The sequence below is a fragment of the Desulfitobacterium sp. PCE1 genome, assembly GCF_000384015.1.
Lineage (GTDB): Bacteria > Bacillota > Desulfitobacteriia > Desulfitobacteriales > Desulfitobacteriaceae > Desulfitobacterium > Desulfitobacterium dehalogenans.
On the sequence record NZ_KB913023.1, the window covers coordinates 2925039 to 2946111 of the forward strand.

General features: G+C 45.1%; 25 protein-coding genes. 8 read left to right on the forward strand and 17 right to left on the reverse strand.

Features of this window, described 5'->3' with window-relative positions; genetic code table 11:
- Nucleotides 1-8: 8 nt before the first annotated feature.
- From argR to DESPCE1_RS0114635, 15 genes are all read right to left on the reverse strand, one after another.
- Complete coding sequence (gene argR, locus DESPCE1_RS0114565; protein ID WP_014794698.1) at nt 9-461, reverse strand: arginine repressor; 453 nt, start codon at nt 459-461, stop codon at nt 9-11.
- A complete protein-coding gene (locus tag DESPCE1_RS0114570) occupies nt 458-1039 on the reverse strand; it encodes a class I SAM-dependent methyltransferase (RefSeq protein WP_014794699.1) in 582 nt (193 codons plus the stop codon). Before DESPCE1_RS0114570 ends, argR begins: the two co-directional genes overlap by 4 nt.
- Nucleotides 1032-1838 (reverse strand): NAD(+)/NADH kinase, encoded by an 807-nt coding sequence (locus DESPCE1_RS0114575; protein WP_014794700.1) that lies wholly within the window; start codon nt 1836-1838, stop codon nt 1032-1034. Before DESPCE1_RS0114575 ends, DESPCE1_RS0114570 begins: the two co-directional genes overlap by 8 nt.
- Before the next feature lie 9 nt (nt 1839-1847).
- On the reverse strand, nt 1848-2654 hold the full coding sequence (locus DESPCE1_RS0114580; protein WP_014794701.1) for a TlyA family RNA methyltransferase: 807 nt from the start codon (nt 2652-2654) through the stop codon (nt 1848-1850).
- A complete protein-coding gene (gene dxs, locus DESPCE1_RS0114585; protein WP_014794702.1) occupies nt 2647-4542 on the reverse strand; it encodes a 1-deoxy-D-xylulose-5-phosphate synthase in 1896 nt (631 codons plus the stop codon). Before dxs ends, DESPCE1_RS0114580 begins: the two co-directional genes overlap by 8 nt.
- Nucleotides 4520-5125, reverse strand: coding sequence for a hypothetical protein (locus DESPCE1_RS0114590; protein WP_014794703.1), 606 nt, complete (start codon nt 5123-5125; stop codon nt 4520-4522). The genes dxs and DESPCE1_RS0114590 overlap by 23 nt, the downstream gene beginning before the upstream one ends.
- Before the next feature lie 23 nt (nt 5126-5148).
- Nucleotides 5149-5592, reverse strand: a complete 444-nt coding sequence (locus tag DESPCE1_RS0114595) for a divergent PAP2 family protein (protein ID WP_014794704.1) — start codon at nt 5590-5592, stop codon at nt 5149-5151.
- A gap of 8 nt (nt 5593-5600) precedes the next feature.
- Complete coding sequence (locus tag DESPCE1_RS0114600) at nt 5601-6470, reverse strand: polyprenyl synthetase family protein (protein WP_014794705.1); 870 nt, start codon at nt 6468-6470, stop codon at nt 5601-5603.
- A gap of 4 nt (nt 6471-6474) precedes the next feature.
- Nucleotides 6475-6720 (reverse strand): exodeoxyribonuclease VII small subunit, encoded by a 246-nt coding sequence (gene xseB, locus DESPCE1_RS0114605; protein WP_014794706.1) that lies wholly within the window; start codon nt 6718-6720, stop codon nt 6475-6477.
- A gap of 27 nt (nt 6721-6747) precedes the next feature.
- The gene (gene xseA, locus DESPCE1_RS0114610; RefSeq protein WP_014794707.1) at nt 6748-7959 is read right to left on the reverse strand and encodes an exodeoxyribonuclease VII large subunit; all 1212 of its coding nucleotides are present in this window, start codon (nt 7957-7959) and stop codon (nt 6748-6750) included.
- 84 nt (nt 7960-8043) lie between these two features.
- Nucleotides 8044-8994 carry a magnesium transporter CorA family protein gene (locus tag DESPCE1_RS0114615; protein ID WP_014794708.1) on the reverse strand — a complete coding sequence of 317 codons (951 nt, stop codon included), beginning with the start codon at nt 8992-8994 and terminating at the stop codon, nt 8044-8046.
- 562 nt (nt 8995-9556) lie between these two features.
- On the reverse strand, nt 9557-10192 hold the full coding sequence (locus tag DESPCE1_RS0114620; RefSeq protein WP_014794709.1) for a cyclodeaminase/cyclohydrolase family protein: 636 nt from the start codon (nt 10190-10192) through the stop codon (nt 9557-9559).
- Nucleotides 10192-11046, reverse strand: a complete 855-nt coding sequence (locus DESPCE1_RS0114625) for a bifunctional 5,10-methylenetetrahydrofolate dehydrogenase/5,10-methenyltetrahydrofolate cyclohydrolase (protein WP_014794710.1) — start codon at nt 11044-11046, stop codon at nt 10192-10194. The genes DESPCE1_RS0114620 and DESPCE1_RS0114625 overlap by 1 nt, the downstream gene beginning before the upstream one ends.
- Before the next feature lie 122 nt (nt 11047-11168).
- Entirely contained in the window at nt 11169-11930 is a 762-nt protein-coding gene (locus DESPCE1_RS0114630) for a DUF4367 domain-containing protein (protein WP_014794711.1), read from the reverse strand.
- On the reverse strand, nt 11923-12483 hold the full coding sequence (locus tag DESPCE1_RS0114635; RefSeq protein ID WP_014794712.1) for an RNA polymerase sigma factor: 561 nt from the start codon (nt 12481-12483) through the stop codon (nt 11923-11925). Before DESPCE1_RS0114635 ends, DESPCE1_RS0114630 begins: the two co-directional genes overlap by 8 nt.
- A gap of 412 nt (nt 12484-12895) precedes the next feature.
- On the opposite strand from DESPCE1_RS0114635, the gene DESPCE1_RS23815 reads away from it, so the two are divergent.
- From DESPCE1_RS23815 to DESPCE1_RS0114680, 8 genes are all read left to right on the forward strand, one after another.
- Nucleotides 12896-12994 carry a helix-turn-helix transcriptional regulator gene (locus DESPCE1_RS23815; protein WP_242835440.1) on the forward strand — a complete coding sequence of 33 codons (99 nt, stop codon included), beginning with the start codon at nt 12896-12898 and terminating at the stop codon, nt 12992-12994.
- 179 nt (nt 12995-13173) lie between these two features.
- Entirely contained in the window at nt 13174-13611 is a 438-nt protein-coding gene (locus tag DESPCE1_RS0114645) for a hypothetical protein (RefSeq protein ID WP_014794713.1), read from the forward strand.
- Between the two features lie 17 nt (nt 13612-13628).
- On the forward strand, nt 13629-14096 hold the full coding sequence (locus DESPCE1_RS0114650; RefSeq protein WP_014794714.1) for a hypothetical protein: 468 nt from the start codon (nt 13629-13631) through the stop codon (nt 14094-14096).
- A 313-nt stretch (nt 14097-14409) separates the two neighbouring features.
- Nucleotides 14410-14838 carry a hypothetical protein gene (locus tag DESPCE1_RS0114655; RefSeq protein ID WP_014794715.1) on the forward strand — a complete coding sequence of 143 codons (429 nt, stop codon included), beginning with the start codon at nt 14410-14412 and terminating at the stop codon, nt 14836-14838.
- Between the two features lie 65 nt (nt 14839-14903).
- Entirely contained in the window at nt 14904-15839 is a 936-nt protein-coding gene (locus DESPCE1_RS0114660; RefSeq protein WP_014794716.1) for a hypothetical protein, read from the forward strand.
- 537 nt (nt 15840-16376) lie between these two features.
- Complete coding sequence (locus DESPCE1_RS21940) at nt 16377-16706, forward strand: hypothetical protein (RefSeq protein ID WP_019850899.1); 330 nt, start codon at nt 16377-16379, stop codon at nt 16704-16706.
- A gap of 158 nt (nt 16707-16864) precedes the next feature.
- Nucleotides 16865-18145: an amidase domain-containing protein gene (locus tag DESPCE1_RS0114675; protein WP_019850900.1), complete on the forward strand. Its 1281-nt coding sequence runs from the start codon at nt 16865-16867 to the stop codon at nt 18143-18145.
- Between the two features lie 93 nt (nt 18146-18238).
- The gene (locus DESPCE1_RS0114680) at nt 18239-18715 is read left to right on the forward strand and encodes a hypothetical protein (protein ID WP_019850901.1); all 477 of its coding nucleotides are present in this window, start codon (nt 18239-18241) and stop codon (nt 18713-18715) included.
- An 88-nt stretch (nt 18716-18803) separates the two neighbouring features.
- Here DESPCE1_RS0114680 and gltA read toward each other — a convergent pair whose 3' ends face one another.
- Entirely contained in the window at nt 18804-20195 is a 1392-nt protein-coding gene (gene gltA / locus DESPCE1_RS0114685) for an NADPH-dependent glutamate synthase (RefSeq protein ID WP_014794719.1), read from the reverse strand.
- Between the two features lie 2 nt (nt 20196-20197).
- Nucleotides 20198-21046 carry a sulfide/dihydroorotate dehydrogenase-like FAD/NAD-binding protein gene (locus tag DESPCE1_RS0114690; RefSeq protein WP_014794720.1) on the reverse strand — a complete coding sequence of 283 codons (849 nt, stop codon included), beginning with the start codon at nt 21044-21046 and terminating at the stop codon, nt 20198-20200.
- Nucleotides 21047-21073 lie beyond the last annotated feature (27 nt).

A 21073-nucleotide genomic window follows, 5' to 3' on the forward strand; every position in this document is an offset into this window, starting at 1 on the left:
TAATGACCCTATTCCATGAACTGAGCGATACGTCCCCGGACGATGGGGACCGCATCGGCAGGCTTTACCACTAAGAGAATGGTATCATCCCCTGCCACCGTTCCGATCACTTCTTCCCAATTGCTGTGATCGATCAGGCTGGCAAGGGCCTGCGCATTTCCGGGAATGGTCCGCAGGACCACTAAATTCTCGCTGTCATTAATTGTAACTACAGTTTCTCTCATCCGTCGTTTTAACCGATCCGGTGTGCTGAGAGGCTGAGTCGTACCCGGAACAGCATACCGGTAATCATCTTCTGAGGTAGGTACTTTGATTAATCCCATTTCTTTGATGTCACGGGATACGGTAGCCTGGGTTACATCAAAGCCTTCCTTCCTTAATAACTCTGCAAGCTCCTCCTGGGTATGAATCACTTGATTATTAATAATTTCTTGGATTTTCATCTGGCGACGGGTCTTCATTCAGTATCCCCCTTATTCTTCTGAACCAAAATCCAGTACGGCGCATTAAGAGCTTGATTGATATACTCTCCCCGCAAAACACTGTACTTTCGTCGAGGTAAACAGCTTAAGAACTCCTCCACTGCAGCCGCTTCTTCCACCCCACCGGGATGACCGCGATACACCGTAAGCGCGATGACACCGCCTTGGCGAAGCAATTGGAGTACAGCCTCCAGGGCCGCAAGGGTTGAGGCGGCTTGGGTGGTAATCTCCTGACTATGCCCTGGCAGGTATCCCAAATTAAACATAGCTGCTTGGACGGGGCATTGAACCTTTTCCAGTAACCGCCCATGATCCCAATGATACAGACAAACACGATCTTCAACTTGATGTTCCTCGAGAAGTATTTTGGTTTGCTGAAGGGCAACCTCCTGAACATCAAAGGCATAAACCCTTCCTGACCCTCCCACCTGCTGGGCAAGAAACAGAGTATCCCGTCCCCGGCCGGCTGTGAGATCCAAGACAATATCTCCTGGTTGTATACTTGCCCTAAGAATAGTCCTCAGAAATCCTTGTATATCTTGAAGTCGGTTATTCATGCCAACGATCCTTTAACTTTTCCCGCACCACATGGGGAAAGCTCCTTTTCCCCAGGCGAATCAATAAAGCGTTAATGGAAGCCCGCTTAATAACTACCTTTTCGCCATATTTGACAACCGTACGATGATAGCCGTCAAAACTGACGATACACTCTTCCCCACGGGCTAAGATAATTTCAATGTTCTCCTTAGCCGAAATGACCATGGGACGGGCTGATAAGGAATGAGCTGCCAGTGGAATCAGCAATATGGCCTCTACGTTAGGGCTCATGATGGGGCCCCCTGCGGATAGGGCATAGGCAGTAGAGCCTGTGGGCGTGGATACAATCAAGCCGTCGGCCGGGTAGCTTACAGAGGGTTCTCCCGTTAGGTTAGCCTGCAGGGTAACCATGGCTGAAGAAGGATCTCTTAAAAAGACCACATCATTTAACACACAGAAAGCCTGGTCTGAATCATTTACTGTTGCTGTGAGCATAAGACGTTCTTGGATGTTATACTCATGATCAATGACCTTGTCTAAAGCATCAAAGATCTCATTTCGTTCAATTTCACAAAGAAAACCCAGGCGGCCAAGATTGACACCTAGGACGGGAATAGCATAAGGAGCAGCCTCCCGGGAAGCTTCGAGCAATGTCCCGTCTCCTCCTAAGGAGATGAGAAAACTCACACCCTGAGCAGTGATCTTTTCCCAATCGGTATAAACATCCCACCCACGTTCTTCAAACCAATGGGTGATCTGCTCGGCTAAGGTTATGGCTTCAGGTTTACTGCGATTAATCCATAAGCCGACTCGATCCACAGCTTTTCACTACCTTCCTAGTTGAGCATCTTGTACAATCTCAGGAATCAGTTCCCGCCAAGGCAAACTATGATCCTGTTCACGGTTTAACCAAGCCAAATATTCGATATTTCCCTCTGGGCCTCGGATAGGGGAAAAATCCAAGCCTTTAACCTTAAGTCCATTTTTCTCCGCCTCTTCAAGAACATGGACTAAGACCCCTTGGTGAACCTGGGGATCCTTCACAACTCCCTTTTTCCCGATATGCTCCCGTCCCGCCTCGAACTGTGGTTTAATCAGAGTAATAATTTGGCCATCCTCTTTGAGTATCTCCAGCATGGCCGGAAATATTTTCGTGACGGAGATAAAGGCCACATCAGACACCACAAAATCCACCTGTTCCGGCAAGGAATCCCGCTTAAGATAGCGGGCATTGACGCGTTCCATACAGACAACCCGAGAATCCGTGCGCAGCTTCCAATCCAACTGACCATAGCCTACATCGATGGCATAGACCCGCTGAGCACCGTTTTGCAAAGCACAATCCGTAAACCCTCCGGTAGAGGCCCCAATATCAGCTACAACAGCTCCGGCAAAGGATGCGGGAAATACTTTGAGAGCCTTCTCCAGCTTGAGGCCGCCCCGGGAAACATAGGGTATCAAGTCTCCCCTGACTTCCAGGACAGTATCCTCTGCCAGTTCCAAGCCCGGTTTATCCAGCCGCTGTCCCTGGCTGAAGACCAGCCCGGCCATGACGGCGGCCTTGGCTTTTTCCCGGCTTGGGGACAGACCCTTTTTTACCAGCAAACTATCCAGTCGTTCTTTTCCTTTAGACACTGCTTCTACCCTCAATCCGCTGTAAAACCTTTAAACGCTCCGCTGCCTTTAGTATACCAACAACAGATAAACCATACCCTTGATGCAGCAAAGAAATGGCTCCTTGATCTACATAATCGTCATAACCTAAACGTTCGACGACCACATCGGCCAATCCCTCATCAGCCAGAACTTCTATAATGGCGCTTCCCATGCCCCCTGCCAGCATATGGTCCTCGACTGTAATGAGGCGCTTGGTCATCCGGGCATAGCGAAGAATCGTCTCTCGATCCAAAGGATTGATATAACGCAGATTAATGACGGTTGCTTCCACTCCGCGGTGACGGAGCTCCACTGCCGCGGCCATGCAGGTATACACCATAGGACCAATCCCAATCAGGGTAATATCCTTGCCTTCTTGAATGACCTCGGCTTTACCCACGGGAAGTTCCTTGAGCTCTTCAGTCAATTCCACCCCTTGACCCACAGAACGGGGATAACGTAAAGCGACAGGTCCGTCCAGTTGCAAAGAAGTGTAAAGCATATGGCGCAGCTCATTCTCATCCTTCGGCGCCATAAAGACCAAATTCGGTATCACCCTTAAAAAGGAAATATCAAAAACTCCGTGATGGGTCGGTCCATCATCCCCGACCACGCCGGCACGATCAATAGCCATGACCACATTGGCATGGGGCAAGCAGACATCATGGAGAACCTGGTCATAAGCACGTTGATAAAAGGTAGAATAGATGGACACCACGGGCTTCATCCCCCCAAAGGCCAAGGCCGCTGAAAAGGTCACCGCATGCTGTTCCGCGATTCCGACATCAAAGAAACGGTCGGGAAATTTTTGAGCGAAGAGATTAAGGCCTGTGCCACCAGGCATGGCCGCAGTAATCGCTGCAATCCGCAGATCTGTTTCAGCAATCTCGCACAGGGTCTTCCCAAAGACTTCGGTATAGGTAGGTGGGGCCGGCTTTTTGATTACTTCCCCTGTCACCTTATTGAAAGGTCCCACCCCATGGAAGAGGGAGGGGTTTTTTTCTGAAGGCTCATAGCCCTTTCCCTTTTGAGTCAAAACATGGACAAGTACAGGTTCCTTCACCATTTTGGCTTGTTCGAGAACCTGTTCCAAAGCAATTTGATCATGACCGTTAATAGGGCCAAGATAGGTAAATCCCATTTCTTCAAATAATAGTCCCGGCACCAGCAGATACTTCAAGCTGTCTTTGGCTTTCTCCGCGGCTTTGGCCACCTTGGAACCAATTCCCGGAATCCTCTTGAGGAGATTTTCGATCTCATCTTTGCTGCGATCATAGCGTGGGTCTGTACGCAACCGGTTAAGATAAGAGGACATAGCCCCTACATTTTGGGCGATAGCCATTTCATTATCATTGAGGACCACAATCATATTGGTTTTGGTATGACCAGCGTGGTTCAATGCTTCAAAAGCCATTCCCCCGGTCATAGCTCCATCACCGATGACAGCAACCACTTGATTCTTCTCTTTGCGCAGATCTCTTGCTTTAGCAAAGCCGACAGCTGCCGAAATGGAGGTGCTGGAATGACCTGTTTCAAAGCAATCATGAGGGCTTTCACAGCGTTTGGGGAAACCGGATAGGCCTTTATAAAGTCGTAAGCTTTTAAATTCCTTTTGTCTACCTGTGACTAATTTATGAACATAGCTCTGATGGCCCACATCCCAGATGATTTTATCCTTCGGGCTGTCAAAAACGCGATGCAAGGCAAGGGTTAATTCTACGACTCCAAGATTGGGAGCCAAATGCCCTCCATTGGAGGAGACCACATCAATCATTTCTGTGCGGATTTCCTGGGCAAGCTGTTCTAGTTCGGGATAAGTCAGCCCTTTTAGATCCTGGGGCTGGTCAATTTCTTCGAGAATCCCCACTACGCTTCCCCCCCTTCCGTTTTTTATCTGTAACTGTCCAACCTGTTAAATCTTCAACTCGGGCCATGAGACTTCCCACCTGCCCTATAATCTCGTCGGCTTTTTGAATAGCAAAGGTCTTACCCGCCGCCTTTCCCGTCACTGTAACGGAGGCCACCAGAGCAATCAGCAAGGTACTGATCCAAATCTCATGGGCTTCCAGGGTAGGGTAGGTCCTAATGATTTCTAAGACAATGGAGGCGGACATCCCTCCGCTTATGGCACCTGTCACATCGCCGACAATATCATTGGCAAAATTGGCAACGGTATCCGCATGTCGGACTAAAAAGACGGTTTGCCGTGCACCGGGAACCTTGTTTGCCGCTTTGGCATGATGAGGCTTCTCCGTGGCAGCCGTGGCAGCGATCCCAATTATATCAAAACCAATATTGATAGTAATAATGACCAGCAAAAGAACGAGGGCTAAAAAAATATTTGTTTTTCGCATTAAAATTTCGGTTCCCAAGCTGGCAATGACCGCTAATGAAAAACTAAGCAGGAAGACAAAGGCGATATGCTTCCAACTCTTGCGTTTATACCCCAATAGTGACCCTCCAAATCGATCCGTTACATCAACGCCCCGACAATAATACCCACAATCGCCCCGGCAAAAACCTCAAAAGGGGTATGACCGATTAATTCCTTAAGGCGTTCTTGGGACAGATGGGACATTTGTTGATAAAGCTCCTCAACCAATTGATTGATCACTTCGGCTTGTTTGCCGGCTGCCCTTCGTACCCCGGCCGCATCATACATAACAATCATGCCAAAAATCACAGCAATAGCAAAAATCGGCGAACTCCATCCATAGTATTTCCCAACCCCAATGGCCAGGGCACTCACTGTAGCGGAGTGTGAACTGGGAAATCCTCCTGAGCTGAAGAGGAAGCCCACATCAAAGGTTCTATGAATGGAAAAGTTGATGATAAGTTTCAAGGTCTGGGCAATAAACCAGGCCATAATAGCAGAGATAAGTATGATATTATCGAGAATTCCTGATATTACGCTCATGCTTCACCTCAATGCTTCCGCTGAGCAATATAATCAGCAAATTCGTGCAGAAAGCCGGCCCGCTCTCCTAAAACCTCCAAGGCGGCATGAGCTTCATCGGTCTTTACCTTCAATTCCAGCTTAGCGCCTTCCAGTCCCATTAAAGAGGGGTAGGTGGATTTATGCTGTCGGAGATCGCTATGAACGGGCTTACCCAGGGTTTCGCTATCACTTTCAAGATCGAGGATATCGTCCTTAATCTGGAAAGCGAGACCGATGGCTTGGGCGTACCGGGTCAAAGCGTCGATCTTCTCTTCCGTTCCTCCGGCAAGAATAGCTCCTAAACGAGCGGAAACTACCAGCATCGCCCCGGTTTTCAGACGATGGACTTGCTCCAGCTCGGAAAGGTTCAGCTGCTTTTCTTCAGCTTCCAAATCCAGCACCTGTCCACCTACCATTCCCGCAGGTCCTGCTGCCTGGGCAACTTCCCTGATGGCCCGAAGCTGACGTTGGGGCTCTACCCCGCCCATGGGTTGAGCAAGAAGTTCAAAGGCATAAGTTAAAAGGGCATCACCGGCAAGAATGGCCTGTCCTTCCCCGAAAACTTTATGATTGGATAAACTCCCCCGCCGGTAATCGTCATCGTCCATGGCGGGAAGATCATCATGGATTAAGGAATAGGTATGTATAAGCTCCAAACCACAGACTGCCGGAAGGATATCTTCACCTTCACCCCCCACAGCATGAGCCGCCGCAAGAGCCAGAACAGGGCGAATGCGTTTGCCCCCTGCAGAAAGGGAATACTTCATGCTTTCAGTAAGGGTACCGGCCTGCCAAGGAAGTCGTGCCAAATAGGAGTCCACTAATCGAGCATAATCATCTAATTCCTTCTGAAACATTAAATCATCCTTCCACAGGAAAATCTGCCGGACGTACTTCTAATTCCCCATTGGGATTTTCCAAGAGAATTTGCATTTGCTTTTCAGCATAATCAAGCTGGTTATTGCAATTCTGAACAAGCTCTATTCCCTGGCGAAAGAGATTCAAAGCCTGCTCAAGGGGTACTTCTTTTTGCTCTAGCTCCCGTACAATACGCTCTAAATGCTCGATCCCCTCTTCAAAGGATAGTTCTTTATTCACTGTTTCCATCGTATTTCCCCTTTAAGAATCTGCTTATTAATTGGAATCAACACTTTTAGCTAATACGGCGCAAGTCAGTATACCTTCTTGCAGCCGTACTTGCACCTGTTGACCCACATTGATATCTTCACTCCTGCGCAGAACATTCCCTTTCGGACCATAAGTGAGGGAGTAACCCCTCCCCAAAATCGCTAAAGGACTTAGTAGATCCAGCTTCGCAGTCAATAGTTTTAGTATACCATTTTTATCAGAAACAAATCTAGTCATCCCTTGCTCCATACGTTCACTGAGGGAATCCAAGCGTTGGCGATTTTGGTCGATACGCCAGAAAGGATTGGAAAGGGGCCCTATTCCTTTCAAGCTGTCCAACCGCTGCCTTTTGCGCTGAAGCTGCGAGTTCATGGCGCTGTGTAGCCGAGACTTCAACTGCTCGAGATCGGTTTTTAATTCCAGCCACACAGGAACAGCCAGTTCAGCGGCAGCCGAAGGAGTGGGAGCTCGCAGATCTGCCACCATATCCGCAATGGTCACATCGGTCTCATGGCCTACTGCAGAAATCACCGGTATCCCGGATGCGGCAATGGCACGAGCTACCTCTTCGGTATTGAAAGCCCAAAGCTCTTCCAGGGAGCCTCCGCCGCGGCCGACAATGATCACATCCACTTGAGAGTGCCGATTCAGCCGGGCTATAGCCTGAGCTACTTCCCTGGGAGCAAGTTCTCCTTGAACAGCGGCAGGTGCCAGAATCCAGGAAATTTGCGGATTACGGCGAAACATGACCTTCAGTATATCTTTAATAGCAGCTCCCGTGGGGCTGGTAACAATACCTATGCGACGGGGGTAGCGGGGAATGGCCTTTTTGCGTTCCGGAGCAAATAAACCTTCTTGGGCTAAACGCTCCTTTAGCTGTTCGAAAGCTAAATAAAGGGCACCTACCCCGCTGGGCTGCATCTCCTCGGCATAAAGCTGAATCGTGCCATCCCGCTCATAGATGCGAATACTTCCCCGCACCAGGATTTTCATTCCATCTTGAGGGGTGAAGCGAACCCGTTCGGCACGGCTTCGGAACATGACCCCTTTAATGCTGGAATGTTCATCTTTTAAGGTAAAATACCAGTGTCCCGAGGGACGGTGGTTTTTGTAATTGGAAATTTCCCCGCTGACCCAGCAATTTATAAAATCCGGGTTGTCATTGAGGGTCTGACCGATTTCTCGGGTTAATTCAGCAACTGTCCAAATCTTGGGCACAATTTTCACCTCTTACTCATAATACAAAGACGCCTGCGACTTTTCAAGATAGAGTAAAAGCAAAAAGGGAGGTTTCCCTCCCTATCAGAACATTTTCTTTTTCCACAAGGCCAAGGCACTGATACCGGCAATACTAAACGCAATCACGGTAACCAAGCCAAAACCGTAAGGGTTATCCCCAAAAGGAACGGGAACATTCATTCCCCAAAAGCTGGCCAACATGGTCGGTACCGCCATAATAATGGTTATAGAAGTCAAAAGCTTGATGACCATATTCTGATTGTTGGAGATGATCGAAGCAAAAGCATCGGAGAAACCAACGATAATATGGCTGTACATCTCAACCATTTGGATCGCCTGATTGTTTTCAATGATGACATCTTCCAGCAAATCCTCATCTTCTTCATACATCTTAATCAAGTGCTGGCTTTGACTATTGGAACGTAAACGCATCAAACGGTCCATGACCACTCCATTGGAGCGAAGTGAGACCGTAAAATAGGTCAATCCTTTTTGCAGATCCATCAATTGAAAAATCTCCTGATTTTTCATGGAAGTGCGCAGGTCCATCTCAATTTGATCCGTGTACTTATTAATCTGGCGCAGGTACTTCAGATAATAGGAAGCAGATTTATAGAGGAGCTGGAATAAAAAGCGGGTCCGCTTCGCCGTATTAAAGCTCCGACAAGTATCGGCATTAAACTCCGCAAACACTGGGTTGTCTTCCAAGCAGACCGTAATAATATGATCTTTTGTCACAATCATCCCCAGGGGCAGAGTATCGTAATTGGTCTCGTTAATCATCAAAGGAATATTAGTAATTACCAATATGCAATGGTCTTCCAGTTCAATACGTGATCGTTCTTCTTCGTCCAAGGCAGCTTTGAGAATATCCATGGGCACTTCCGTAGCCTCAGCTACGGCATTGAGTTCCCATGAGGTCGGATTCACAAGTTGAATCCAGACTCCTTTAACCAGATCGTTCAAAGATAATTCTTGATAATTGCCCGCATCATTTTTACAAATTTTGAGCATCCGGTCCCCCCCTTTAGGTGGCCGGCTGAATCACAAACCTTGCTTCAAAACCGGACACACCCTTATTTTTGGATAAACTATTCAATTTCCTTCGACTAGGGCCTCCTGCGTCCAGTTTAATCACATCCCATCATTCTAAGCTACATTAGAACTATACTCCTTGAACTAATATGTGTCAATAAGCTACTCTCTTATAAAAATGCATAGTGTTACATATTTTTTATTCTCAAAGGCAAAAGCTTCTCTCCAAAACACTGGAAAAATAGGTTAAAAGATATTACTATTATGGCCAAAAGAAAAACATAAACATACTTCTATCACCGTCTGTCATTTTTCAGGGTAGTTGGCCATGCCGCTTGCGGGTCTTTTTTGCTCTTTTCTGGTCTCTTTTAGGATAGTGTTAAGATATGAAATGGGAGCACCGTCGGCTACCTTAAAGCAAGTAGTTTTACGACACTCCCATTTTTAATCAAACACTAACATTTATATACAACCCTGGATTACAGAGCTTCCATTGTTTAATCCAAACTTCGCACAAAAGTTCAAGGTTAGGCGTCAAGAACTACAGTCTGCTTTGCACCACAGCTACGGTCTCATTCTTAAGCCTTTCAGCTTGGGCAAAGAGGCGTTCCCGCTCTAGCTTCACCTTATCCTGATAGTCGCTGTCTTTGACCTGGGGAAGATTAATATCCACACTGAACATGGCTGCTTTGAGGGCGCTTTCGGCTAGATAGGCGGCCACACCCACATCACTAATGGCCCCTTTATTGCCGATGGGGGCCAGTTCTTGTGCCAACTCCAAAACTGCGTAGCAGTTTTGAGCAATTGCCAAGGGAGTATCCGTAGCTGAAACCAAGACTTCCTGCATTTTTGCCGAGCGCACTTGTTTTTGTTCCTCCGTATCCTTAGGCAGCTTCAATACAGCCATAAAATTGGAGAATTCTTCAATATCCTGAGTCAAGCCGTTCTTAAGGTCATGGAGCAGCTTCTCACCTTTTTCCAAGATTACCTGGACTTGAGGCTCTACATCCTTATATTTTTCTTTACCTACAGTCAGATTTGCAACCATGCACACCATGGAGGCGCCTAAAGCTCCTACATATCCAGACACGCTTCCGCCACCGGGAGTGGGGGCAGCGCTGGCGGACTGTGCTAAAAATTCCGCGGTTGTCCATTGCCAGATTGTGTTCTCAGACATTATTGACCCTCCTTATGCTGCAAGGTAATCCCCTTCAGAACATTTTTCATGATTAACGCAGTCGTTAATGAGCCTACTCCACCCGGTACTGGGGAAATGAGAGAGGCGACTTCTTTAACTTCCTCAAAATCGACGTCCCCACAGATTCCGCCCGGGATCTCATTGATACCGGCATCAACGACTATGGCACCTGGTTTTACCATATCCTTCTTGACGAGTTTCGCTTTGCCTACAGCTGCTACGATGATATCTGCCTGGCGGGTAAAGGCCCCCAGATCCGGAGTACGGGAATGGCAGATGGTTACAGTAGCATTATGTTTAAGGATTAGGAAGACCAAAGGCTTTCCTACCGTCTCTCCCCGCCCGATGATGACCACATGCTTTCCGGCAATTTCAACCCCTGAACGGAGCATAATTTCAATACAGCTTTCGGGAGTCGCTGGGAACAGGCCTTCTTCTCCGCTAAGGATATATCCACGATTAATGGGATGAACTCCGTCCACATCCTTATCAGGACGCACGGCTGCCATGACACGCTCTTTTGAGATATGCTTCGGTAAGGGCAGCTCAATCATAATACCATGAACATCCGGATTGGCATTAAGGGAATCAATAAGGGCCAGGATGGATTCTTCTGAGCTGTCGGCAGGCAAAACGGAAAGTTCAAAATCAATGCCTAAGCTGTCACTTACTTTTTGCTTGGATTTCGCGTAGACCACAGAGGCCGGGTCGTCCCCAACGAGAACCACCGCCAGCTTAGGATTCACCCCTTGTTCCTTCCACCTCTTCACTTCTTCCTTGATCTCTTCTTTTAAGACTTTAGAAATTTCTTTTCCGTCTAACAATTGAGCCAATGAAATCCCACTCCTCTCTTTCTCATGTATGAAATATAAGTTCGCCCTTTACTATTCTCCATTACGACTTGAATTCCCTCTCCTTGGAAGCAATTTGTGAAGTATTTTTGTAAACCTTTCGATTATTCTGTCATCCATTTTTCTTTGACACTTTCGGCCATCTTAATCAACTCTGCTCGGTCTACTTCTCCGATAAGGGAAAACAATGAATCATCTTCCCAGACAATGCTGACCAAGCCCTGCTTTTCGGCTAAAAGTGCATCTCTGTCGTGAATTAAAATATTTTGCAGCACGGCGCCTTCCGTATCTATTCTCACATCGGTATTGCTGTTCAAATATCGGGTGAAACGGATGGTTTGACCCTGGTCGTTGGAGTAGTAAATGATTTCCAGATGCTCCCGCTTTTCTGTTTTGTCCACATTAAATCCTTGAGGAACATAGCTAGGAGCATACCCCTGCCAATCCGGCGGAATTTGCTTATGTCCCTGGTTAGCTTGCCCTTTATGTTTGTCTGTGGATTGAATACTGGTGTATTGATTCTGTATATCCAGAATGATATTTAAAGCCTTTACTCTTAATGCTTGAACACTGGCCACGACGATTGTAAAGCTTCCTAATAAAACCAGCAAGAAAACAGCTGCTTTAGGCAGGAACCTGATGGTTCGTTCTTTTATCCTGGTCAATGTTTCCTTTCTGTCATGCTTAGCAATCAGCTTCTGCATTTTCTGGTCAAAATCAGGCGGAAGTGTGACCTCGGAAGAGGAATCGTCCTCTAGAGGATACTCAGAGTTTATATTTTCCACATGACAGGCCGCAGCATATTCCAGGAGGGCTTCCAGCATTTTTTCTTTGGCTAGTATTTTTGCTGATTCTTGTTCACTCATGATGCCTTCCCTCCTGTTCTTGGGATAATAACTTGAGCAGACTCTTGCGGGCCCGATGGAGCCGGGTGCGGACGCTTCCGTGCGTAATATTCAACACCCGGGCTATTTCCTCGTCGTTATAGTGGTAATAGAGTTTAAGGGAAAGAATATCGGCATAAGCAGGCGGTAATTCTTTGATAAGTTCTGTTACTCTGGTAAAAGCCTCATTGCCCAGGATGATGTCCTCAACACTGGGGCCCGGCTCAGAGATATGTTCTTCAATCTCTTCCGCAGCCACGCTATATTGTTTTTTTCTTCGCCGATAAATATTTATGGCGGAGTTCCTAACAATAATAACGCATAAAGCTCTTGGTTTGTTACACTCGGTGCCCATGGTTTTATCAAGGTTGCGGGCGATATTGATAAAGGCTTCCTGAACAGCGTCCTCGGCCAGATGTTCATCCTTCAGGATTCGATAAGCTACCTTATACATAGCGGATGCATGATCTCTATATAAAACTTCCAGCTGGCTGCGGCTTTTTTTATTATGTACGAATGCCAAAGCGATCAGCATGAGTTTATCCTCCTTTTTCAGGGTGAGCTTTAGTGATCTGGGCAGGGCAATAAGGTTATTATATTATAGCACAATATCCTTAAATTTACAGGTTTGGAGATTCTTCAAGAAACAGGCAACTCTTATAACAATTATCCTTAAATCTTTTCAAAGTTTTTTCTTAATAAGTGTAACAGACTCCCTTCTTCATTTGTTAATTAGTATGAAGGACAAAATCATTATTGGTGCCGGCATCCAGCACTATAGTTTTAATTCTTTTAAAGTGTAACGTTTTAGGAAGGAGGAAAGGCATGAATTTTCCGGCTGATCAAAACCGGGTTATCCAAAGCTTGACCTACAGAGAAAAGGAAGTACTGCGATTAAGGGCGAAAGGCTATAGCAGTAAAAAATCGCAGCTACATTAAATATTGAAATAACTACAGTAAGGACTCATCTCAAACATATTTACAGCAAACTAGGAGTTTCAAGCCAAATTGAGTTGATTCAATTCGTGTATAAAATGCACATTTAGGAAGAAAACAGTCGAAAATATCCTCCATGTGGAGGATAGACCAGCATTATAAAACGATGCAGAATAGACATAAAAGAAAGTATAAGCATATGCTTAGGTCAAAGAAGGGAGGTGAGTATCTATATTAAACCTCAGATTCATGGATAACTTACCTGTATAAATTATGAAAGGAGAAAATTATGTTTAAGCGATTCAGAATTACCTTTTTTACTTTCGTTTTGGGTTTTTTTCTCTCGTTTTCAGCTGTGGCCTTAGCAGCTAGTGCATCCAGCCCACTATCATCATTTGGAACCATTTATAATCACGCTTACTGGGGTGATGCAACTGTCTTTACCGATAGTGGACATGCCGCTGGATCCGCTGGCATAGAATGCGGCAATTCAGCACCTGCAGGTTACATGGGAGCACGTGCGTATTTGTATAGGCAATCGGTGGGATCTTATGTAAGTCTTTCTGAATGGTCTTACAACTCACTCACTGCTACGTCATGGGGGACTTCAACGGATTGGTATAGCGGTTATAGTGACTACTATAGAGCAAGAGGTAATTTCAACATATATAATGGCTATGACTATACTGAGAAGTTTAGTGGTTATACCCCATATTTACACAATTAGGAGGTGGAGTAACAGTTATGATTAAAAGAAGATCTCATGCTTTAACTATCGCAGGCGCTCTTGTTATAGGTCTAATAGCTGGATCGTTAAGTTTTGGTCCAATATCTTTATTTGCCGAGACCGTTCAAACGACTGCTGCTGTTCCTCAATATAAAATTAACGAGAATGGCCAGACGTATGGCTCCGGGATGTATGCACCTGATTCTTTAAGCTTACCCGACTTAATTTTGGCAGATGGAGATAATGGTGTTCAAGGGTATATAAAAAAGGCTGATATTAATAATGATTTACCTAAAAACCCAACAGAAGCTCTGGAGTGGAACAAAAAACTGGAGAGCGCTCCAGCATATCGCGAAGTACCGCTATATGATTTTGATGGTGTGACTGTCGTTGGTAGCTTTAAAATCTTTAACCCTTTAGCTGAAGACAGTAAAGAAATAGTGAATAAACTGCTCAATAATGCTGGCGTTGAAGATGTTGAGTAGATCGTTTAAGCCGACTCCAATAGTAATGTGTATATGTGTTTCATAGGCACAGTAAAGTCCTTGGGGGTGCCGCAAAACGTGATGAAAATACGTTTTGCGACACCCTCTTGTACTTGTGGAAAAAACCAAACTAGAGGAAAACATCCCCATTTAAGCTCTCTCTATGCAGGACTTATCTTACAGGTTCCGGCCAATCTCTTAGTGCATTATAAGAATCGCCCTAAATCTTTTTGAAAGTTTTGTTCAATATGTGTAACATTTCTCATCCCTCATTTGTTAATTGGTATGAAGGACAATGAAGGGAGGTGATATTATGCGGAAGAGAATAATAGCGTTTGCTCTGTCACTATTAATTCTTTGTCTGACCCCAATACAGATGTTTGCTCAGAGCACAAGTCAGGCAACAGAATCAGAAGTAGGCCCCATGTGGACCCACATTACTGAATTCACCAATTCCTTTGACATTTCCAGCAGCGGTTTAGCTCAATTTGATACCAGTCTTTACGCCCGCAGCAACGTAAACAAAGTTGTCATTGAGGCCAGCATCCAGCAATACAGCAATGGAAGCTGGCAAACGATTAAAAGCTGGACGAGCACTTCCAACACCAACAGCGGTTATCTGGCTCAAAAATGGTATGTCGTGAGCGGATACTATTACCGGCTGGTTTCGACAGGAGCCGTCTATCAGAATGATGTGCTGATGGAGCAAACTTCGTTCACAGGGTCAAGCTATTGGTATTAAGTTAATTTAGTTTGATAGACTAGCAACATAATTCAAATCTAAACAGCAAGAAAGTGGGAATATCTATGTTTAAAAAACTACTCTCAAGTGTTTTGTCTCTTGTGTTGATTTTAACTATGGGGACTACTGTATTAGCAACTGAAATTTCTAGTTCAGAGTTAAACACTAATTCTTTAGATGAAAAAATCACCAATTCACAACCATATACATTTACTGTTAACGAATATGATGTCTATGTTTCCACAAGAAATAAAACAAATGAACAATTGCTTAAAGAGGGGTATGAAACAGAAACCATTAAAGCCATCAAATCTAACTTAATTGAAGAAACTTTACTCAAGTATTCTAAGATGCCTACAGAAGAACTGATAGAAAAGTATGGATACACTAAAGAGCAAGCACAAATCATAAAAAATTATGATGGTTCTCCTATTGAAAAATCGCCAGAGCTGCGTGCGATCCTTGCTACAATGACTTGTACTGTTGAGGGGATTTCGGCAACTGTTGGTACTCTTTCAATTAAGTTCAGTTGGGACTGGTCGAATTGTCCGATACTGTCTGGGCCTGCCATTAAGGATATTGTCGGCATAAGATGGCAAGGTACAGATACCGCTGGTCAACCAATCAATTTAGCACTTGAATTTTCGTCTTGTACATTACACCATTATAATTATACCGGTACTACTTATCAATTCTCAACGACTGCATCTGTTGCAACAGATAACCCTTATGGTCACGCTTACTCAAAATTTCCAATGAGTATTAATGGTAGTAGTAGCGATTATGTCAAAAAAGGAGCTTTAATAGTTACAGTAAGTCGAACAGGAACTAACCATATTAAAGAGGCTGCGTTTGTTTTTGGATACGGACATACTATCTTGTCTCTGGAACCTTCTCTCTCATTACCTGTTGCGTTTGGTATAGGATTTTCTGCAGGTGTTGAAAAAATGGTCGAAAAGGCTGTAAGAATGACCAATACTGGAAACATTATTAGCTACTAATATGATTATTGAAGTAATTGCAATACTTGGAAGCCTGGTTGGAGTCCTTATCTTTCCCGTGACCCTCATCACCGCAATCAAAAAAATTCGCGACAATAAAAGCACCAAGATAGAAACTTTCATTATGACTCTTGTTTGCGCTTTAATATGGTGCGTTTTGTATGTACTTTATCTAACTAATTAGAACGTAGCAATCTTTGAGGCAAAGGTATATATCCATGTGCTTCCATGTTATATTAAAGAAATCAAAGAATCTCCTGGGTTATCCATGATTATGGAATTTGAATAATATGAGCAAGCCTCAAGAGACACTTCTCCGGAGGCTTGCTTTATTTTTGTCTATTCAATTGCCTGAATTCTGCTGCCTGGAATTAACCCTTATTCTTAAGATAGGCGTTAATTCCCGCAGCGGCTTTCTTTCCAGCTCCCATGGCCAGAATAATCGTAGCTGCACCGGTCACAATATCGCCCCCTGCGAAAATAGACATAGGCGAAAGCATAAGTATATGCTTAAGTCAAAGAAGGGGGGTGATTACCATGAGGAGAAAAGCAGTAATTCTTGCCCTGTCCCTTTTTATTCTTTGTCTGACCCCTATGCAGATATTTGCTCAGAGCACAAGTCAGGCAATGGAGCCAGAAGTAGGCCCAATGTGGGTCAATATTACTGAATTCACCAATTCCTTTGACATTTCCAGCAGTGGTTTAGCTCAATTTGATACCAGTCTTTATGCCCGCAGCAACATAAATAAAGTCGTCATAGACGCCAGCATCCAGCAATACACCAATGGAAGCTGGCAAACGGTTAAAAGCTGGGCGAGTACTTCAAACAGCAACAGCGGGTATTTAGTCCAAAAAAGTATGTCGTAAGCGGGTATTATTACCGCCTGATTTCGACAGGGGCAGTTTATCAGAATGATGCATCGGTAGAGAAGGCTTATTACACAAGTTCAAGTTATTGGTATTGACAAGCGGAATGTTTTATTTCCAAATTAACACTCCTTTTAGTTGGAAAGAGGTTGATTTTAATGAAAACCAGACGAAACTTCTTCGCTTTCCTGCTCGTAGCTGTGTTATTTGTATTCGGTATTGCGCCTAACACTTTGGCAGCAACAAGTAATTCAAATCCTTTATCTGCGGAAGAGGCGGTCAAATCTGTGATCTCCCAGTATTTTGACAATTATTTCAAATCATATCAGACCCTTGAGCTTATCGATTCAGATGATCTGGTTGAAGAGAACGAAAACACCTTATTATATAAGAAAATGCACGAGGTTTTCGTTGATGGGAATAAATTAGTAGGATTAAGATATACCACTTATAAAGCTGATCTGGATTATCAGGAGATTACTTATGCAAAAGATGCCATTAATGTAAGCCTGTTGATGAATTGTGATTATATGTATTCCACAACACCGGACGCAGAATCTTCGATGAGTAATATTGATTATCGATTTAAGCTAGTCAATCAAAATAATGGATATAAAATAACTTTCATTGAATCCGATTTCCATGAATTTGATCATTTCAAACAATCCGTTGAGGAAAAGCTTACTTCTTCCCGGACAAGCAAAATAGATGCTATTAATAAAACAGCAAAGGAGTGGTCACAGGGCATTCGAGATACCACTAAATATATTTCCGGCAATCCCCTAAGCAGTGAAAATAATTCAATAAATGGTACGGAGCCGACAAACGAAGTAACTCCTATGGCAACATACTCCTTTAATAGAATGCTTGCCCGTAATTGGGCGCATAGATTTGCTGAACTAGGTGAATCTGACCGGTTCTTTTATACTGCTTGCGGAAATGATTGTACCAATTTTGTCTCTCAATGTATTTGGGCCGGTTACGGAGGATATATTGAAGGAAATGATACGCAGACCAAAAATAATATCTATAATAGGGTCAGAATGGTTAACAATGTATGGCAAGCGGGTGCAATCGGAGGAGGAGTTCCTAATTGGGAAAATGCCACCAATCTGTGGAACTATGTTACGACAAATACAGGAGACGGACCGCGAGCAACAGGAGCAAACAACAATCAGCCCTACTATAACCTTCCACCAAGCAGCATCTATTATGGAAATGCTTTACAGATTAGAAGCGGTAGTTCTGGAGAGTATGCTCACTCAGTATTTGTAACCTACAGCTTGGATTCTTCGACAACGGAATATAACCAGGTACTGGTGTCTCAACACACATACGATAAATATAACCGTAACCTTTGGGAGCTTATTACAGCATGGGGCGGAAATAATTGCTATATCAGAAAAATGTCCTTTAATAGCGCTAATTTCAGTAGTTAATCAAACTATATCACGAGAACGGAATTTGTTTTGAATGATTCAGCAATTCCGTTCTCATCCTTACTTAAATATCGAAAGGAGCGATCCTTAATCATGAAAAGGCTCATTTTAGCCGCCTTCCTATTCATTTTTTCCTTCACTGTGATAGCTTGCTCCCCTATGCAAAACAACACTCAAAATAATAGTTCTTTAGTCGAGCAAAATATTACCACGAAAGATATCGAAGAAAGCAAACAAGTGATCAAAGATCATATTGATGCTTTAAATAACGGAGATTTAAAAGCGTTAAACAAAACAATCGGCAGGTATAAACAAGAGCTTTATAACAATGGCAACATTGGTAATTACACACTAAAAATTGAGTCTATCGAATATCCGGGTCAATATACCACAGCTAACATTCCCCCGAGCAGCTATCGTACCAACTACGGTCAGGACCCCTATAAATCCATGTGCCTTCATGTGATTTTTTCCGAAGGCTGGGAAGGAAGAGGTATGGATAATTGGGATTATATTCCTATTAAAGAAACCGAAGAATCTCCCTGGGTTATCCATGATTGGGGGGGTTGAAAAATACGAAACAAGCCTCGAGAGATGATTCTCCAGAGGCTTGCTTTATTTTTTGGCTATTGAATTGCCTGAATTCTACTGCCTGGAATTAACCCTTATTCTTAAGATAGGCGTTAATTCCCGCAGCGGCTTTCTTGCCGGCGCCCATAGCCAGAATAACCGTAGCGGCACCGGTCACAATATCGCCCCCTGCGAAAACTCCGGGAATAGAGGTTTCCAGGGTTTCTTCATTGACTACGATATTGCCCCATTTGTTCAGTTCCAATCCTTCAGTGGATTGAGTGACCAGGGGATTGGGGCCTTGCCCAATCGCGACAACGACAGTATCCACTTCAATGTCAAACTCAGATCCAGGGATGGGCACGGGAGAGCGACGACCGGAGGCATCCGGTTCTCCCAGCTCGTAGCGGAGACAGGTAAGGGACTTGACCGCACCCTTTTCATCCCCTTGGATGGATACCGGGTTGGTAAGAAGTTGGAATTTAACCCCTTCCTCCTCTGCGTGCTCAAGCTCTTCATGACGGGCAGGCATTTCCGCCCGGGAACGACGGTAGACAATGCTGACTTCTTCCGCACCCAAACGCAGCGCTGTACGGGCAGCATCCATGGCTACGTTACCGGCACCAAAGACAACAACTTTCTTGCCCACTTTAACCGGAGTCTTGTACTCAGGGAAACGATACCCTTTCATAAGATTGGTACGGGTTAAGAACTCATTGGCGGAATAGACTCCGTTTAAATTTTCACCGGGAATTCCCAAGAAATTAGGCAGTCCGGCCCCTGTGCCGATGAACACCGCATCATAGCCATTTTGCAAAAGCTCATGGACAGAGGTCACCTTACCCACCACTTGGTTAACCAGAATCTCAACACCCATGGGTTCTAGGTTACAGATTTCGTTTTGAACAATATCTTTGGGCAGACGGAATTCAGGAATACCGTACATCAGAACTCCGCCGGCGACATGGAGCGCCTCGAAGATCGTTACTTTATGCCCAGCCTTGGCCAAATCGCCGGCACAGGCTAAGCCTGCCGGCCCCGCACCGATGATGGCAACCTTCTTACCGCTGGGTGGAGCCACCTCAGGAATTTTACATCCTTTGCTGATTTCGTAGTCAGCAACAAAGCGCTCCAGGCGGCCAATGGCCACCGATTCACCCTTGATCCCTAAGATACATTTAGCCTCACACTGGGACTCCTGGGGACAGACCCGACCGCACACTGCGGGCAAGGAACTGCTTTGCTTAATAATTGCTGCAGCTCCTTCAAAATCCTCTTCCGTAATTTTTTGGATAAATTCTGGAATGGAAATATTCACAGGGCAGCCCTGAACACACTTGGGATTCTTACATTGAAGACAACGTTGAGCCTCTTCGATAGCAGTTTCCGAAGCATATCCCAAGGCGACTTCATTGAAATTGTGAGCACGCTCTTTTGGGTCCTGGCAGGGCATTTCATGACGGGGTACTTTTAAAGCCATTATTATTGCGCCCCCTTTCCGCAATCACAGTCTTTAGAGATTTTGGCACGCTCTTCTTCATCTTTATAAAAACTGAGCCGCTTCATTGCCAGATCAAAATCCACCAGGTGACCGTCAAACTCAGGCCCATCCACACAGGCAAACTTGGTCTCATCCCCTACAGTAAGGCGGCATGCACCGCACATCCCCGTACCGTCCACCATGATGGGATTCATGCTGACGATGGTTTTGATACCTAAGGGACGGGTAAAGTTGGCTACGGAACGCATCATGACCACCGGACCGATAGCCCAAATGGCATCGATCTTAGTCCCTTGAGCAAGAATCTGCTCCAGGCCATTGGTGACAAAGCCTTTGATCCCTTTGCTCCCATCATCGGTGGCAATGACAAGCTCATCACTGATAGCAGCCATTTCTTCTTCAAGAATAAGGATGTCGGCACTCCGTGCACCAATGACAGAAATAAGCTTATTGCCTGCTTCTTTTAAGGCCCGGGCAATGGGGTATACCGGTGCCACGCCGAGTCCTCCTCCAATGCAGACCACTGTACCATGATTCTCAATTTCGGAAGGAACCCCCAGGGGACCTACAAAATCAAGGAAGTAGCTCCCCTCCTCCATGGAGTTAATCATAGCTGAGGAATAGCCTACATCCTGAATAACAATGGTTATGGTGCCCTTTTCCCGATCAAAGTCCATGACGGTGAGCGGGATACGTTCAGATTGTTCATCCATACGCACAATGACAAATTGGCCTGGTTCGACTTTTGCTGCGACTGCTGGGGCTTCAACTTCCAGCAAAACGATGCAGGGAGCTGAAGCGAGCTGCCTTCTTTTCACTACCCGATACACGTGCACTCCTCCTTAATTTCTATACAA

What these genes read in the sequence shown, in the direction of transcription:
- argR (WP_014794698.1), bottom strand. Translation starts at nt 461, where the DNA reads ATGAAGACCCGTCGCCAGATGAAAATCCAAGAAATTATTAATAATCAA.
- DESPCE1_RS0114570 (WP_014794699.1), bottom strand. Translation starts at nt 1,039, where the DNA reads ATGAATAACCGACTTCAAGATATACAAGGATTTCTGAGGACTATTCTT.
- DESPCE1_RS0114595 (WP_014794704.1), bottom strand. Translation starts at nt 5,592, where the DNA reads ATGAGCGTAATATCAGGAATTCTCGATAATATCATACTTATCTCTGCT.
- DESPCE1_RS0114600 (WP_014794705.1), bottom strand. Translation starts at nt 6,470, where the DNA reads ATGTTTCAGAAGGAATTAGATGATTATGCTCGATTAGTGGACTCCTAT.
- xseB (WP_014794706.1), bottom strand. Translation starts at nt 6,720, where the DNA reads ATGGAAACAGTGAATAAAGAACTATCCTTTGAAGAGGGGATCGAGCAT.
- DESPCE1_RS0114615 (WP_014794708.1), bottom strand. Translation starts at nt 8,994, where the DNA reads ATGCTCAAAATTTGTAAAAATGATGCGGGCAATTATCAAGAATTATCT.
- DESPCE1_RS0114620 (WP_014794709.1), bottom strand. Translation starts at nt 10,192, where the DNA reads ATGTCTGAGAACACAATCTGGCAATGGACAACCGCGGAATTTTTAGCA.
- DESPCE1_RS0114630 (WP_014794711.1), bottom strand. Translation starts at nt 11,930, where the DNA reads ATGAGTGAACAAGAATCAGCAAAAATACTAGCCAAAGAAAAAATGCTG.
- DESPCE1_RS0114635 (WP_014794712.1), bottom strand. Translation starts at nt 12,483, where the DNA reads ATGCTGATCGCTTTGGCATTCGTACATAATAAAAAAAGCCGCAGCCAG.
- DESPCE1_RS0114645 (WP_014794713.1), top strand. Translation starts at nt 13,174, where the DNA reads ATGTTTAAGCGATTCAGAATTACCTTTTTTACTTTCGTTTTGGGTTTT.
- DESPCE1_RS0114650 (WP_014794714.1), top strand. Translation starts at nt 13,629, where the DNA reads ATGATTAAAAGAAGATCTCATGCTTTAACTATCGCAGGCGCTCTTGTT.
- DESPCE1_RS0114655 (WP_014794715.1), top strand. Translation starts at nt 14,410, where the DNA reads ATGCGGAAGAGAATAATAGCGTTTGCTCTGTCACTATTAATTCTTTGT.
- DESPCE1_RS0114660 (WP_014794716.1), top strand. Translation starts at nt 14,904, where the DNA reads ATGTTTAAAAAACTACTCTCAAGTGTTTTGTCTCTTGTGTTGATTTTA.
- DESPCE1_RS21940 (WP_019850899.1), top strand. Translation starts at nt 16,377, where the DNA reads ATGAGGAGAAAAGCAGTAATTCTTGCCCTGTCCCTTTTTATTCTTTGT.
- DESPCE1_RS0114675 (WP_019850900.1), top strand. Translation starts at nt 16,865, where the DNA reads ATGAAAACCAGACGAAACTTCTTCGCTTTCCTGCTCGTAGCTGTGTTA.
- DESPCE1_RS0114680 (WP_019850901.1), top strand. Translation starts at nt 18,239, where the DNA reads ATGAAAAGGCTCATTTTAGCCGCCTTCCTATTCATTTTTTCCTTCACT.
- gltA (WP_014794719.1), bottom strand. Translation starts at nt 20,195, where the DNA reads ATGGCTTTAAAAGTACCCCGTCATGAAATGCCCTGCCAGGACCCAAAA.